General features: G+C 67.7%; 16 protein-coding genes. 12 read left to right on the top strand and 4 right to left on the bottom strand.

What is annotated here, in order from left to right:
• Positions 1-7 precede the first annotated feature (7 nt).
• Positions 8-1,594 carry a phosphoglycerate dehydrogenase gene (gene serA / locus CEX87_RS00260; protein WP_064416844.1) on the bottom strand — a complete coding sequence of 529 codons (1,587 nt, stop codon included), beginning with the start codon at positions 1,592-1,594 and terminating at the stop codon, positions 8-10.
• A gap of 102 nt (positions 1,595-1,696) precedes the next feature.
• On the opposite strand from serA, the gene CEX87_RS00255 reads away from it, so the two are divergent.
• From CEX87_RS00255 to CEX87_RS00205, 11 genes are all read left to right on the top strand, one after another.
• Positions 1,697-3,127 carry a phytoene desaturase family protein gene (locus tag CEX87_RS00255; protein ID WP_094285547.1) on the top strand — a complete coding sequence of 477 codons (1,431 nt, stop codon included), beginning with the start codon at positions 1,697-1,699 and terminating at the stop codon, positions 3,125-3,127.
• Between the two features lie 194 nt (positions 3,128-3,321).
• Positions 3,322-4,386 carry a polyprenyl synthetase family protein gene (locus tag CEX87_RS00250; RefSeq protein WP_064417134.1) on the top strand — a complete coding sequence of 355 codons (1,065 nt, stop codon included), beginning with the start codon at positions 3,322-3,324 and terminating at the stop codon, positions 4,384-4,386.
• Positions 4,386-5,894: a phytoene desaturase family protein gene (gene crtI / locus CEX87_RS00245; protein WP_064398563.1), complete on the top strand. Its 1,509-nt coding sequence runs from the start codon at positions 4,386-4,388 to the stop codon at positions 5,892-5,894. The genes CEX87_RS00250 and crtI overlap by 1 nt, the downstream gene beginning before the upstream one ends.
• Positions 5,891-6,838 carry a phytoene/squalene synthase family protein gene (locus CEX87_RS00240; RefSeq protein ID WP_064398561.1) on the top strand — a complete coding sequence of 316 codons (948 nt, stop codon included), beginning with the start codon at positions 5,891-5,893 and terminating at the stop codon, positions 6,836-6,838. The genes crtI and CEX87_RS00240 overlap by 4 nt, the downstream gene beginning before the upstream one ends.
• Before the next feature lie 2 nt (positions 6,839-6,840).
• Complete coding sequence (locus CEX87_RS00235) at positions 6,841-7,185, top strand: lycopene cyclase domain-containing protein (protein ID WP_064398558.1); 345 nt, start codon at positions 6,841-6,843, stop codon at positions 7,183-7,185.
• Entirely contained in the window at positions 7,182-7,511 is a 330-nt protein-coding gene (locus CEX87_RS00230) for a lycopene cyclase domain-containing protein (RefSeq protein WP_064398556.1), read from the top strand. Before CEX87_RS00235 ends, CEX87_RS00230 begins: the two co-directional genes overlap by 4 nt.
• On the top strand, positions 7,508-8,239 hold the full coding sequence (locus CEX87_RS00225) for a class I SAM-dependent methyltransferase (protein ID WP_094285545.1): 732 nt from the start codon (positions 7,508-7,510) through the stop codon (positions 8,237-8,239). The genes CEX87_RS00230 and CEX87_RS00225 overlap by 4 nt, the downstream gene beginning before the upstream one ends.
• Positions 8,236-9,747: an FAD-dependent oxidoreductase gene (locus CEX87_RS00220; protein WP_094285543.1), complete on the top strand. Its 1,512-nt coding sequence runs from the start codon at positions 8,236-8,238 to the stop codon at positions 9,745-9,747. Before CEX87_RS00225 ends, CEX87_RS00220 begins: the two co-directional genes overlap by 4 nt.
• Complete coding sequence (locus CEX87_RS00215) at positions 9,744-10,751, top strand: DUF5914 domain-containing protein (RefSeq protein WP_064416839.1); 1,008 nt, start codon at positions 9,744-9,746, stop codon at positions 10,749-10,751. The genes CEX87_RS00220 and CEX87_RS00215 overlap by 4 nt, the downstream gene beginning before the upstream one ends.
• A 38-nt stretch (positions 10,752-10,789) precedes the next feature.
• Positions 10,790-10,999, top strand: coding sequence for a hypervirulence associated TUDOR domain-containing protein (locus CEX87_RS00210; protein ID WP_064398548.1), 210 nt, complete (start codon positions 10,790-10,792; stop codon positions 10,997-10,999).
• A 4-nt stretch (positions 11,000-11,003) separates the two neighbouring features.
• Positions 11,004-11,342 carry a DUF3140 domain-containing protein gene (locus CEX87_RS00205; protein ID WP_233151195.1) on the top strand — a complete coding sequence of 113 codons (339 nt, stop codon included), beginning with the start codon at positions 11,004-11,006 and terminating at the stop codon, positions 11,340-11,342.
• On the opposite strand, the gene idi is transcribed toward CEX87_RS00205, so the two are convergent.
• Together idi and CEX87_RS00195 are read right to left on the bottom strand one after the other, a co-directional pair.
• Positions 11,303-11,860, bottom strand: a complete 558-nt coding sequence (gene idi, locus CEX87_RS00200; RefSeq protein ID WP_064416838.1) for an isopentenyl-diphosphate Delta-isomerase — start codon at positions 11,858-11,860, stop codon at positions 11,303-11,305. The genes CEX87_RS00205 and idi overlap by 40 nt on opposite strands.
• An 83-nt stretch (positions 11,861-11,943) precedes the next feature.
• Complete coding sequence (locus CEX87_RS00195; RefSeq protein ID WP_094285541.1) at positions 11,944-12,780, bottom strand: MerR family transcriptional regulator; 837 nt, start codon at positions 12,778-12,780, stop codon at positions 11,944-11,946.
• Between the two features lie 134 nt (positions 12,781-12,914).
• Here CEX87_RS00195 and CEX87_RS00190 point away from each other — a divergent pair, with 134 nt between their 5' ends.
• Positions 12,915-13,352 (top strand): hypothetical protein, encoded by a 438-nt coding sequence (locus CEX87_RS00190; protein ID WP_094285539.1) that lies wholly within the window; start codon positions 12,915-12,917, stop codon positions 13,350-13,352.
• 57 nt (positions 13,353-13,409) lie between these two features.
• Here the strand turns inward: CEX87_RS00190 and ilvC are convergent, their stop codons facing one another.
• Complete coding sequence (ilvC, locus tag CEX87_RS00185) at positions 13,410-14,411, bottom strand: ketol-acid reductoisomerase (protein WP_197506030.1); 1,002 nt, start codon at positions 14,409-14,411, stop codon at positions 13,410-13,412.
• Positions 14,412-14,466: the final 55 nt, after the last annotated feature.

Below are 14,466 nucleotides of genomic sequence, written 5' to 3'. Positions count from 1 at the left end.
GCCGAAGTCACGACAGATCAACCACTTCCAGCATCATCGCGCCGACCTCTTCGGCGATGGTGGACCGGACATCGGAGGGAACGTCGCGATCGATGCGCAGCAGGATGGTCGCGCCGGGACCTTCGGCGTCCTCGCTCAACTGGGCGGCGTGAATGTTGATGCCCGCCGACCCGAGGATGGTGCCGATCTTGCCGAGCGTGCCCGGCTGGTCGACGTAGTTGACGATCAGGTAGACGCCCTCGGCGCGCAGGTCGAAGTTGCGCCCGTTGATCTGGACGATCTTCTCGACCAGCTGCGTACCGGTCAATGTGCCTGCGACGTTGGCGGTCGTCCCGTCGGCGTAGACGGCCCGCACGTCCACCACGCTGCGGTGGTTAGGACTCTCGCTCGCGGTGCTGATCTCGGCCTGCACCCCCCGCTCGGCGGCGAGCGCCGGGGCATTGACGAACGTGACGGGGTCTTCGATGATCGCCGAGAACAGTCCGCGCAATGCCGAAAGGCGAAGCACTTCAACGTCTTCGGCGGCGAGCTCACCCTTGACCTGCACCGCCAGCGACACCGGAAGCTCGTCGCACAACACTCCGACCAACAGGCCGAGCTTGCGGACGAGGTCCAGCCACGGCGCGACCTCCTCGCCGACGACTCCCCCGCCGACGTTGACCGCGTCGGGAACGAACTCCCCGGCCAGGGCAAGCTTCACGCTGGCCGCGACGTCGGTGCCCGCCCGGTCCTGCGCCTCGGCGGTGGACGCGCCCAGATGCGGGGTCACCACCACCTGCGGCAGGTCAAACAGCGGACTCTCGGTCGTTGGCTCGGTGGCGAACACGTCGATGCCGGCCGCGCGCACATGCCCTGAGCGCACCGCTTCGGCCAGCGCGTCCTCGTCGATCAGGCCGCCGCGGGCGGCGTTGACGATGATCACGCCGGGCTTCGTCTTGGCAAGCGCCTCCTTGCCGATCAGTCCCGCGGTCTCCGGTGTCTTCGGCAGGTGCACGGAGATGAAGTCCGCGCGCTCCAACAGCTCGTCGAGGCTGAGCAGCTCGATGCCGAGCTGTGCGGCGCGGGCCGCCGAGACATACGGGTCGTAGGCGACGACGTGGGTGCCGAACGCGGCCAGGCGCTGGGCCACCAGCTGGCCGATGCGGCCAAGGCCGACAACGCCGACGGTCTTGCCGTAGATCTCGGTACCCGAGAACGACGAGCGCTTCCAGGTGTGCGCGCGCAGCGACGCATCGGCGGCCGGGATCTCGCGCGCCGCGGACAGCAGCAGGGCCATGGCGTGCTCGGCCGCGCTGTGAATATTCGAGGTTGGCGCGTTGACGACCAGCACGCCCCGGGCGGTGGCGGCGTCCACGTCGACGTTGTCGAGGCCGACTCCGGCACGCGCGACGATCTTGAGCTTGGGCGCGGCGGCGAGCACCTCGGCGTCGACGGTCGTCGCGGAGCGCACCAGAAGCGCGTCGGCATCGGCAACCGCGGCCAGCAGCTTCGGCCGGTCCGGACCGTCGACCCAACGGACTTCCACCTGGTCACCGAGGGCGGCGACCGTCGATTCGGCCAATTTGTCGGCGATCAATACAACGGGCAGACTCACGCGGTCAGCCTAATGGGCTTGAATGTTGGGGTGGTGGGTGGGAGAACCGCAAGTGTGGTGGGTGGGAGAACCGCAAGTGTGGTGGGTGGGAGAACCGCAGGCGTGGATGTCACCGTCGTCGGCAGCGGACCCAACGGTTTGGCGGCAGCCGTCGTCTGTGCCAGGGCCGGGTTGTCGGTGCAGGTGCTCGAGGCGCAGCCGACGCTCGGGGGCGGCGCCCGCACACTCGCCGACCCGGAGTTTCCCGGCGTCTCCCACGACATCTGTTCGGCCGTTCATCCGCTCGCGCTGGCGTCGCCGTTCCTGGCCGAATTCGACCTGCCCGCCCGTGGCGTGAGCTTGCGGGTGCCCGAGGTCTCCTACGCCAATCCACTTCCCGGGGCGCGCGCCGCGATCGGTTACCACGACCTCGACCGGACCGCTGCGGAACTCGAGCACGGGCAGTCATGGCGCAGATTCTTCGGCCCCATGGTCGAACGCGACGACGCCGTTCTCGATCTGCTGCTCGGCGACAAACGCTCGGTGCCGAGCAATCCGATCGCCGCCGTCCAGGTGGCGAGCCGGCTGCTCGAACAGGGCACGCCCGCATGGGGCGCACTCAAGGGTGACGATGCGCGTGCATTGTTCAGCGGCGTTGCCGCGCATGTGATCTCTCAAATGCCGTCGTTGGTGTCGGCAGGTGGGGGCCTCATGTTGGCCACGCTCGCACACACCGTCGGCTGGCCCATCCCCGTCGGCGGAAGCCAGGCCATCGTCGATGCGCTGATCTCCGATCTCCGTGCTCACGGTGGCGTGATCACGGCCGGCCAAGAGGTCACCGAACCACCCGAGGGTGTCGCACTCTTCGACACCGCACCCACCGCGCTGGCCCGCATCTACGGCGACAAGCTGCCCCGCCGCTACGCAAAAGCGTTGCAGCGATATCGATTCGGCCCCGGCGTTGCCAAGGTCGACTTCGTGCTCTCCGAGGATGTGCCGTTCACCGACGAGCGCTTACGACAGGCGCCCACGCTGCACATGGGCGGCACCCGCGAACAGATGGCACACGCCGAACGCGAGATCGCCTCACGGCGGCACCCAGAGTGGCCGATGGTGCTCGCCGCGCAACCACACCTGGAGGATCCCGGCCGCATCGACCCCCAGGGCCGCCGGCCGTTGTGGAGCTACGCGCACGTCCCGAACGGATCGACCGTCGACCAGGCCGAGCGGGTCACCGACATCTTCGAGCGCTTCGCGCCCGGCTTCCGCGACATCGTGGTGTCCGTGCGAACCGTTTCCGCCGCACGCCTGGCCGACCACAACGCCAACCTGGTCGGCGGCGACATCGGCGTCGGCGGTAACACCCTCATTCACGCGCTGACGGGCCCGACCCCTCGAATCAACCCCTGGACCACACCCATCCCCAAGGCGTACCTGTGCTCGTCGGCCACGCCGCCCGGGGGCGGGGTGCACGGCATGGCCGGTTATTTCGCCGCACGAACGGTGCTGCGGCGCGAGTTCGGCATCAAGACGGTGCCTGCGCTGTCTCCCTGAGCCCGGAACTCGGTACGTATCGATGCAAATTCGATGCGTAGGTGCGGTGAGAAGGGGTACCCCGGTTGAGTTCGACCGATTCGGGTACCTGTCATCGCATCGAGTGAAAGGAACGCTGCTTGAGCGGGATCAACGGAAACACGCAGACCCCGCTCCTGTCGGTGTCAGACCTCACCGCTCCCCCCAAAGGGCTGATGACCACCGCATTTCCGGTATGGCGCGATGCCATACGCAGTGAGGTGCTTCGGTCGCTCAACGAATTCGTCAAGACACGCTGCGCCGACGACCTCAAATCGGCCGGAGTCGATATCGCCGCCGACGTCCTGCAGGCTTTCGTCGACGGTGGAAAGTGCGTCCGCTCGACCTTCGTCTACCTCGGCTGGTTGTCTAATGCCGACGACGATCCCGGTGCGCTGCGGGCGGCGGCGAGCTTCGAGTTGCTGCATGCGTTCGCCCTGCTGCAGGACGACGTGATGGACGGCTCCGCGCTGCGCCGCGGGCGGCCCTCTGCTCATGTCAGGTTCGCGCAGTGGCACCGCGAGCGGGCGATGTCGGGTTCACCCGACCGTTTCGGCGAGGCCGCGGCCGTCCTTCTCGGAGATCTATGCCTGGTGTGGGCCCAACAGATGCTGCGGGAAAGCGGCGTCGGGGAGGCTGCGCTGGCGCGCGGCTGGCAGAGATACGACGCGATGCGCACCGAGCTCGCCGTCGGCCAGTTCGCCGACCTGGTCAACGACGCCGCCGAATTCCCCGAGTGGGAACGGGTTCTCGACGTGATGCGGCGCAAGTCCGGCAACTACACCGTGCGCAGACCACTCGAGATCGGCGCCGACATGGCCGGATGCCCGCCCCGTGTGCTGATGTTGCTCGGCCAGTACGGCGAAGCGGTCGGTGAGGCCTTCCAGTTGCGCGACGACGTCCTCGGCATCTTCGGGTCTCCCGAGATCACCGGTAAGCCGGCGGGCAGTGACCTCTTCGAGCACAAGGCGACCAGCGTCGTGGTGGCCGCCTACCGCCTCGCGGACGCGAACCATCGCCGCGAGCTCACCCATCTGATGAGTGCCTCCGATCTGGATCACGACGACATCCGCCGGTGGCGCGAGCTGATCGTCGCGACCGGCGCACTGGAATGGGTTGAACAGCTGATCGATTCGCGGCTCAACCGAGCGCTCGAGCTGATCGACACGAGGCAACTGGATCCGTTGATCCGCACCGCGCTGGCCGACATGGCCGCCGCCTGCACCGAACGGGCCGCGTGATGCGCACCGTCGCGGGCCGCACCGACCACGTCGTCGTGGTCGGTGCAGGGCTGTCGGGACTGTCGGCGGCGCTGCAGCTCGCCGGGCGCGGCCGCACCGTCACGGTCCTCGAACGCGGACACCATCCGGGTGGGCGCGTCGGTCGCGCCGACATCGGCGGCTACCGCCTCGACACCGGGCCGACCGTGCTGACGATGCCCGACATCATCGACGACGCGTTCGCCGCCGTCGGCGAGAACACCGCGGACCGACTGGACCTGATCAACGTCGATCCCGCCTACCGCGCGTCGTTCGCCGACGGCAGCTCGCTGCACGTGCGCGCCGAAGCCGACGCGATGGCCGCCGAGATCGAGGGCTTCGCAGGCCGCGACCAGGCGGACGGCTATCTGCGCCTTCGCGATTGGCTGGCCAAGCTGTACCGCGTCGAGTTCGACGGGTTCATCGCCGCGAACTTCGACTCACCGCTGTCGCTGCTGACACCGCAGCTCGCCCGGCTGATCGCCATCGGCGGCTTCCGGCGCTGGGACAGGATGGTGCGCCGCTTCATCAGCGATGAGCGACTGCAGCGGGTGTTCACCTTTCAGGCGTTGTACGCCGGTGTGCCGCCGCACCGGGCGCTGGCGGTGTACGCCGTGATCGCCTACATGGACACGATCTCCGGCGTGTACTTCCCCCGCGGCGGTGTGCGCGCGTTGCCCGAAGCGCTGGCCGCGGCCGCGACCGATGCCGGCGTCGAGTTCCGTTACGATTCGGCGGTTTCGGCGTTGGAGCGCACGGGCGACCGGGTGGTCGCGGTGCACACCGAGGGCGGTGACCGGATCACTGCCGACGCGGTGGTGCTGACCACCGAACTGCCCGACACGTACCGGCTGCTCGGTCGCACGCCGCGGCGTGCGCTGCCGCTGCGGCCCGCCCCGTCGGCGGTGGTGGCCCACATTGGCTGCCGCACCGTGGGCCCGGACGTCGGACACCACACGATCGTTTTCGGCGACGAGTGGCGCAAGACGTTCACCGACATCATCGACGACGGACGCGTGATGTCGGATCCGTCGCTGTTGGTGACCCGCCCCACCGCCGGGGACCCGTCGCTGGCGCCCGCAGGCCGGGACCTGCTGTACGTCCTCGCCCCCGCACCCAATCTGACAGTGGGACACATCGATTGGGCATCGACGCGCGACGATTACGTGCGCCAGATGATCGACGTGGTGAGCTCACGGCTCCCGCAGGTGGGGGTCGACCCCGAGGTGCTGCACGTCGTGGATCCCGCGGACTGGGCGCGTCAGGGAATGGCCGCGGGAACTCCGTTCGCGTTGGCCCACACGTTCGGCCAGACCGGCCCCTTCCGTCCCGCCAACACCGTTCGCGGCGTCGCCAACGTGGTGTTGGCGGGGTCGTCGACCGTCCCGGGAGTCGGCGTGCCGACCGCGCTGTTGTCCGGGCGGCTGGCGGCCGACCGAATCACCGGCCTGCCAGTCCGGCGGGCCCGTAGCCAGGTGGTGCAAGCATGATCGGTTCCGAACTCGACGCCGCGGGCGTACACGACCCGGCACTGCGCGAGGCCTATCGTCGTTGCCGCACGATCAACGCCGAACACGGCCGCACCTTCTTTTTGGCCACCCGGCTGCTGGCGCCCGAACAGCGTCCCGCCGTGCACGCGCTGTACGGCTTCGCCCGCCGCGCCGACGACATCCTCGACGACTTCGATCCCGTCATCAGCATGAATGAGCGCGCCGATCAGTTGCAGCGCCTGGCCACCCAGCTGTTCAACCGGCTCGCGCAGGGCAGCTGCGACGACGGGGATCCGTCGCTGGCCGCGGTGGTGCACTGCGCCCGGCGGTACGGCATCCCGTGGGAGCTGTTCGACGACTTCCTCGGCTCCATGCGCATGGACCTGAGCGTCACCGACTATCCCGACCGGGCCGCACTCGATCGTTACATGTACGGCTCGGCCGAGGTGATCGGTTTGCAGCTTCTGCCCGTACTGGGCACCGTCGGCCCACGCGAAGAGGCCGCGCCGTATGCGGCGGCACTGGGAAAGGCGTTTCAGCTCACCAACTTCCTGCGTGACATCGACGAGGACCTCGAGCGCGGCCGGGTCTACCTGCCCGCCGACGAACTGGCCGCATACGGGGTCGACCGGGATGTGCTGACCTGGTGCCACGAGAACCGTCGCACCGACGTGAAGGTGCGCCGGGCGCTGGTGGAACAACACGCCATCAACCGGCGCGTGTACGACTTCGCGCGGCGCGGCATCGCTCATCTGAGCCCGCGGTCGCGCCCGTGCGTGTCGGCGGCGCTGACCCTGTACTCCGAAATCCTCGATCGAATCGAGCAAATCGACTTCGCCGTGTTCAGCCAGCGCGCCACCGTGGGCACCGGTCGCCGCATCCGCGTCGGATGCGCCGGACTGGTCAAGGCGTGGAGGGCCCGTCGTCAGGAACCCAAGGCGTGACGATGGACAACTGGCATTACCTGTTGGTTCTGGCCGCCTGCCTGGTGATCACCGCGCCGTTGGAGATCTTCGGCGACGGCGTTTACCGGCAGGCGCGCCGGGCCGCAACCGCGATTCTGCCCGCGGCCGCGGTGTTCGTGCTCTGGGATGTGATCGCCATCTTCGCCGACGTGTGGACATACAACTCGAAGTACGTCACCGGGATCGACATCCCCGGCGTGATGCCGATCGAGGAACTGCTGTTCTTCATCGTGATCCCGCTGTGCGGATTGTTGACCTACAACGCCGTCACCACGATCCTGACCTGGCTGCAACGGACGCGGGGTCGAGTGGAGCAGACCAAATGACCGGACTCGGATACACGGTGCCCGCCGTACTCGGGGTGATCGCCGTGTGCGCGCTGGAGTTGGGTGTACTTCGCACCGGGCTGTTCCGCAAGCCCGCGTACTGGGTCTCGATGACGATCGTGCTCGGTTTCCAGATACCGGTCGACGGTTGGCTCACCAAGCTCAGCGCACCGATCGTCATCTACGACGAACGGCACACCAGCGGCATCCGGTTCCCGTTCGACATCCCGGTCGAGGACTTCCTTTTCGGCTGGGCACTGGTCACCGCGGTGCTACTGCTGTGGGAACGGCAGCGGTTGCGCGCACAGAGGAGGAACGCGTCGTGAAAGTCAATGCGGGCCGTGACGCCGGTGACCCCGCTGACGTCCCCGCCGCGTTCGACGAGGGAGCGCCGACCTACGACAAGCTGGTCGACTCCAATCCCGGATACCATGAGCACCTTCGTATTTCGGCGCAGCGGATGCGGTTGCCCGATGACGGTCGCGGGCTGCGGTTGCTGGACGCCGGTTGCGGCACCGGCGCGTCGACCGCGGCGCTGCTGTCGGTGGCACCGCACGCGGAGATCGTCGGCGTGGACGGCTCTGAAGGCATGCTGGCCGAGGCGCGGGCCAAACCGTGGCCCGACTCGGTGCGGTTCGTCCACAGCCGCATCGAGGACCTCGCCGCCGCCGGCGTCGGCGGCCCCTTCGACGGCATCTTCGCCGCCTACCTCATCCGCAACCTGCCCGACCCCGACGCGCAACTGCGCGAGTTCCGCGCACTGCTGCGCCCGGGAGCGACGCTGGCGGTTCACGAGTACTCCGTGCGCGACTCGCGGCTGGCGACCGCGGTGTGGAACGCCGTGTGCGCCACCATCATCATTCCGAGCGGGCGTCTCCGCAGCGGTGATGCCTCGCTGTACCGGTACCTGCGGCGCAGCGTGAATCACTTCGACGGTGCCGCAGAATTTCGGGATCGCCTGCGCCGCAACGGATTCACGGCCCTGCATAGCGAGACGATGCCGGGTTGGCAACGCAACATCGTGCACACGTTCCTCGCCGAGGCGCCCCGATGACCGACCCGCAACGCATCACCCACCCCGCACCGCCGCCCGACGCGGGGGTGCCTTTCGACAAACCGCACGTTGTCGTCGTCGGCGGGGGCATCGCGGGCCTGGCCGCGGCCACCGGTCTCGCCGAACGCGGGGTGAGCGTCGATGTCCTCGAACGCGAGACGTACCTCGGGGGTCGTGTCGGTGGGTGGACCGATTCGCTCGACGACGGCTCTCCGGTCGCCATGAACCGCGGCTTCCACGCCTTCTTCCGCCAGTACTACAACCTTCGAAACCTGTTGCGCCGCATAGATCCAGCGTTGGGCATGCTCACTGCCGTCTCCGACTACCCGCTGGTTGACGCGCACGGTAGGCGCGACACATTCCGGGGCCTGCCGCAGACGCCACCGTGGAATGCGTTGGCTTTCGCGCTGCGCAGTCCCACCTTCCGGCTTCGCGACCTGGTGCGGCTCAACGCGCGCGCCGCGGCGCCCTTGGCCGCGGTGTCGGTCCCCGAGATCTATGACCGTCTGGACCATGTCGACGCCGACACCTTCCTGCGCGACATCAACTTTCCCGAACCCGCTCGCCACCTGGCCTTCGAGGTCTTCTCGAGGAGCTTCTTCGCCGAGCCGACCAACCTCTCTGCCGCCGAACTGGCAACGATGTTCCACATCTACTTCCTGGGCTCCAGCGAGGGCCTGGTGTTCGACGTCGCAGGTGCGAACTTCGACACGGCGCTGTGGGAACCGCTGCGCGTCTACCTGCAATCGCTGGGAGTCCGCATCCACACCGGTGTGTCGGTGACCGAGGTACGCACCGATGACCGGTTCGCGGTGCACTCCGACGGCGGCGACCCGCTCGAGGCCGACGGGGTGGTATTGGCCACCGATGTCTCCGGCCTGCAGCGCATCGTCGATGAATCGGCATCGCTCGGCGACGACGAATGGCGATCCCGGATCGCCGCAATGGGCACGGCCGCACCGTTCGTCGTGCAGCGACTGTGGCTGGACCGGCCCCTCCATCCGGACCGTGCGGCATTTCTCGGGACGGGCGGCCGACCGCCGCTGGACAATGTGAGCGTGCTGGACAGGTACGAACGGGAGGCGGCGACGTGGTCGCGCCGAACCGGCGGCTCGGTGGTGGAACTGCACGCATACGCGGTGACCGACGGAAAAGACGACGTGCTCGAGCGGTTACCGGTGCGGATGGCCGAACTGTATCCCGAAACCGCCGACGCGAAGATCGTCGGCGAACGGGTGCTGTGCCGTCAGGACTGCCCGCGCTTCGCCCCCGGTGACTTCGAACGCCGCCCCACCGTCTCGACGCCGCACCCCGGCCTGGCGCTGGCCGGTGACGGTATCCGCATCGACCTGCCGGTCGCGCTGATGGAGCGGGCCGCGACCACCGGATGGTCGGCGGCCAACCTACTGCTGAAGCGCTTCAGCTTGACCGGCCACGACCTCCAGACGGTGCCCACCCAGGGTCGCTTCGCCCCCCTGCGGCGACTGGCCGAAAGGCAGTACGCATGACCATGCTCGCTGAAATCAAGGCACGGTTGGCGAAAACCACGCCGTTTCAACTGCTTCCGCGTACCACGTGGTCCGGCCAGCGGCCGACGTACGACGATGCCAAGCCGTCGCTGATTCACAGCGCGCTGCGCCGCTCACAGCGCAGGCCGAGCGGAAACTGGTATGCGTTCGCGGCCAGCGACACCATCGGCAAGCGACCGGTCAGCGCCACGGTCGGTGGAGTCGAACTGGTCGCCTGGCGCGGCACCGACGGCAGTCTCGCAGTCGGCCCGGCAGCCTGTCCGCACCTCGGCGCCGACCTGTCCACCGGGACCGTCGAATGCGGAACCTTGATCTGCCCGTGGCACGGACTGCGCTTCGACGGCGGCCGAACCTGGAGCTGGCGGCCCTACCCCGCCCACGACGACGGTGTGCTCGCATGGGTGCGGCTGGACGCAATCGGCGGCGAAACCCCGACGGATGCACCGATATTGCCGAGGCGACCCGACGGGCCGCGGTTGTCGGCGGTGACGCGGTTGGTCGGCACCTGCGAGCCCAGCGACGTGATCGCCAACCGGCTCGATCCGTGGCACGGGGCGTGGTTTCACCCGTACTCGTTCACGCGGCTGGACGTACTGTCGGCGCCGGCGGCCGACGACGATCTCCCCGAAGACGCCGACCGCTTTCTGGTCGCAGTCACCTTTCGCATCGGGCGGCTCGGCGTGCCGGTGATCGCGGAGTTCACCACACCGGAGCCGCGCACCATCACCATGCGCATCATCGACGGCGAAGGCGCGGGAAGCGTGGTCGAGACGCACGCGACCCCGCTCGGTCCCGACCGCGACGGCGTGCCCCGCACCGCCGTCATCGAGGCGGTCATCGCCCATTCCGACCGTCCGGGCTTTGCGCACGCGCTTCGGGGCGCGCCGATGATCACCCCGTTCATGCGATATGCGGCCACCCGCTTGTGGCGTGACGATCTGGCTTACGCCGAACGGCTTTACCGGCAGCGCTCCCGGGCTTGAGCCCGTTTTGCGTGGGGCCGCCCGGGTATACCGCCGAGATGAGCAAGGACATCCGCAAGGGCGACAAGGTGCAGTGGAAGAGTCACGGCACCACCGTCACCGGAACGGTCGAAGAGAAGATCACCTCGGACACTGAGGCCGCGGGGCGCACGGTGCGCGCCGACTCCGATAACCCGCAGTACCGGGTGCGCAGCGACAAGAGCGGCCGCGACGCGGTGCACAAGCCGGAATCGCTGAAGAAGAAGTAGCGTCGTGGCCGACACCCCCGACGATCGCGCCGCGACCTACGCCGAGTTCACCGGCACCGTCAACATGACCGCCGGTGAACTCGAGAATTGGCTCGGCTCAGCGGAATCCAAAGCTGTTGGGCAGAAGTCCGACGGCGCGGAGTCGACCGGCCACGCGAGCGGCAGGCGCACCGTCGAGTTGCTGCGCAAGAAGAAATCCTTGCTGGACGACGACGATTATGCACACATGCGCAAGGTCGTCGGATATGCGCACCGCCATCTGGCTCAGCGGCCGAACGGCGACATCGAGGACTCGGCCTGGCGCTACTCGCTGATGAACTGGGGCCACGACCCCTGCAAGTGAGGCTCGTCGAGAAGCGGTATCTGCTCCATGGCCCACGGGCTGATCGACCAGGGCAATCCGACCGCCGAGCGCAGCTGATCCCAGGAGACCCACATCCACTCCATGACCTCGCCCGGATCGGGCCGCAACCGCCCGTCGCAGCGGGCGAAGAACACCGGACAGATCTCGTTCTCGACCGTGCCGTCGGCGGCGACCGCGCGGTACCGGAAGTCGGGCAGCACGCACACCGGGGAGTGGATCGATATGCCCAACTCCTGGCCGGCGCGGCGGCGCACCGCATCCTCGACCTTCTCCCCCGGTGCCGGGTGCCCGCAGAACGAGTTCGACCACACCCCCGGCCACGTCGTCTTGTTCAGCGCGCGACGGGTCAACAGCACCCGCCCGTCAGCATCGAACAGATAGCACGAAAACCCCAGGTGAAGCGGGGTCGCCGCGTGGTGCACAGTCGTCTTGGCGGCGCTGCCGATCTGCCGCCCCTGTTCGTCGAGAAGGACGACGCACTCGCCGGTCGTGGCCATGGTCGTCGGCGTGCTCACTGCAGACACCTCATGTGTGTACCCAAATCCGCCGGGCTAACCGACGCATAGACGATGCAACCTGGTCATGAGTGACAGACACACCAATCGACGGCCTCACGCAGGCTGTGCACGCGCGCGGCCGGGGCGACGCCGGCGGCCGCGTCCCACCCGGTGCCGCCGAGCGCGACGTCGGTATCCGCGCCGGCCGCTGCGACCATATCCATGTCGGCAGTATCGGCGGTGTGTGACCACAGCACCACCCGTGCGGAAGGCGTCACCCTGCCGATCGCCTCGGTCAGCGCCGCCACCGGAACGTCGGCGCCAAGCATCAGCGCACCGCGCCCACGTTCGGCGAGGGCGGCGCGAAGCGCTTCGAGCGGCAGAACATGCGCTTCGCGCGCGGTGCACGCCAGGATGACCGTTGTCGAGGCGTCGATGCGCATGAGCGGCGCTGCGTGCAGTGATCGCGAGACCGCCCACGACAGCGCGTGTTCGACGTCGACGCAGCCGCCGTCCTCGTCCTGTTTGGACACGATGGCCGCAAACGCCGGCCGCACCATCAGATCCCATGTGTCGACAACCCCGAAGTGACGCAGATGGGTTTCCAGGAGCCGACCCAACGCGGCGAGGTCCAGTTCGAATGCGGCCGACAGCAGCGCCTCGATGTCGCCGCGTCGCGGAGCGACGGACCCGGACGCGAGTCGGGCGGCGCTGCGGGCGCTGGTGCCCTGCCCGATGAGCTGATGCATGTGCTGCACGACGGCGACGTCGTTGTCGCTGTAGAGCCGGTGTCGTCCAGCGCGGTGCTGTGATGGCCCGACCCCGTAGCGCTGACTCCAGCTGCGCAGGGTCGCAGTCGGCACGCCGACGCGCTCGGCCACCACGCGGACGGTGTACCGCGGTGTGTCAGCGTCATTCATGGGGCCTGCTCACTGGGGTTTCGGGCCTAGCGAGGGTTCACCGATCGCGCGGTGAGCAAACCATCAATGCGAAAGCGATGCATCCGTTCGTCACGTGGACATGGCTGCGGCCCGAAGCGGGTACTTGTAGCCCCATGACCGATCAGCAGAAGGACGAACAGCACAGCCGCCCCGAGGGACTCGACGACGCGACCGTCGAGGCGGTCGGCGGAGTCTCGGAGGCATTGGAGTGGGTGGAACGCGCACGCGGACATCTGTATTCGTTCCACCAGCTGATGGGTCGCGCGGACCTTCTGCTGGGTGAGGCATGTGACAAGTTGCGCGACGCCGGCCACGAAGATGTCGCCGAGCGTCTGGAGTCCGAAGTCGTCGGCCGCAACGTGCTGTACGGCCGCTGGACGTTCCAGATCGTCGAGGACTTCGACGACAGCTACTGGTCGGTGTTCCGCGACCACGAACGCCGAGTGCGCGACGAGCTACAGCAGGGCCGCAGGCACGTGTTCGAGTCAGAAATGAAGGAACGGCGCCGCACCCAGGGTCGCCCCGGGCACGAGCACCGCCCCGACGAGTAGTGATTTCGGTGTCGTCGGTGGCGCTGAGCGAAACCAACTACACCGAAATCGCCGGAGTTAGGCCGTCTCGGTGATGGGCCGGTCCACCCAGCTCATCAGGTCGCGCAACTTCTTGCCGGTCACCTCGATCGGATGCTCCGCGTTCTTCTTGCGCAGGCCCTCGAGCTCCTTGTTGCCGCCCTCGACGTTGGCAACGAGCTTCTTGACGAAAGTGCCGTCCTGAATCTCTTTGAGAATGGTGCGCATCCGCTCCTTGGTGTCGGCGTCGATCACCCGCGGCCCGGAGAGGTAACCGCCGAACTCCGCGGTGTCGGACACCGAGTAGTTCATCCGCGCGATGCCGCCCTCGTACATCAGGTCGACGATCAGCTTGAGCTCGTGTAGCACCTCGAAGTACGCCAGCTCCGGCGCGTAACCGGCCTCGACCATCACGTCGAACCCGGTCTTGACGAGTTCCTCTGTGCCGCCGCACAACACGGCCTGCTCACCGAACAGGTCGGTCTCGGTCTCGTCCTTGAACGTGGTCTTGATGACGCCTGCACGGGTGCCGCCAATACCCTTGGCGTACGACAGCGCAAGCGCCTGGCCCTCGCCCTTGGGGTCCTGATCGATCGCGATCAGGCACGGCACGCCCTTGCCGTCGACGAACTGCCTGCGCACCAGGTGTCCCGGACCCTTCGGGGCGACCATGCCGATCGTGACATTGGCCGGCGGCTTGATCAGGTCGAAGTGGATGTTGAGGCCGTGGCCGAAGAACAGCGCGTTGCCGTCCTCGAGGTTGGGTTCGATGTCGTTGGAAAAGATTTCGGCCTGTGCGGTGTCGGGCGCCAGCAACATGATGACGTCGGCCCACTTGGCGACCTCGGCGGGCGTGTCGACCTCGAGCCCCTGCTCGGCGACCTTCTCACGCGACTTGGAGCCCTCTTTGAGGCCGACCTTCACCTCGACGCCGGAGTCGCGCAGGCTCAGCGAGTGCGCGTGACCCTGGCTGCCATAGCCGATGACGCCGACCTTGCGTCCCTGGATGATCGACAGGTCCGCGTCGTCGTCATAGAACATCTCTACTGCCACTGAATTTCCTTATCTACTCACTTGATTTGGGACTACTCGTCTT

Origin of the sequence: Mycobacterium lehmannii, assembly GCF_002245535.1 — a bacterium.
GTDB classification, from domain to species: Bacteria; Actinomycetota; Actinomycetes; order Mycobacteriales; family Mycobacteriaceae; genus Mycobacterium; species Mycobacterium lehmannii.
This window is presented reverse-complemented; position numbering and strand designations above follow the sequence as displayed.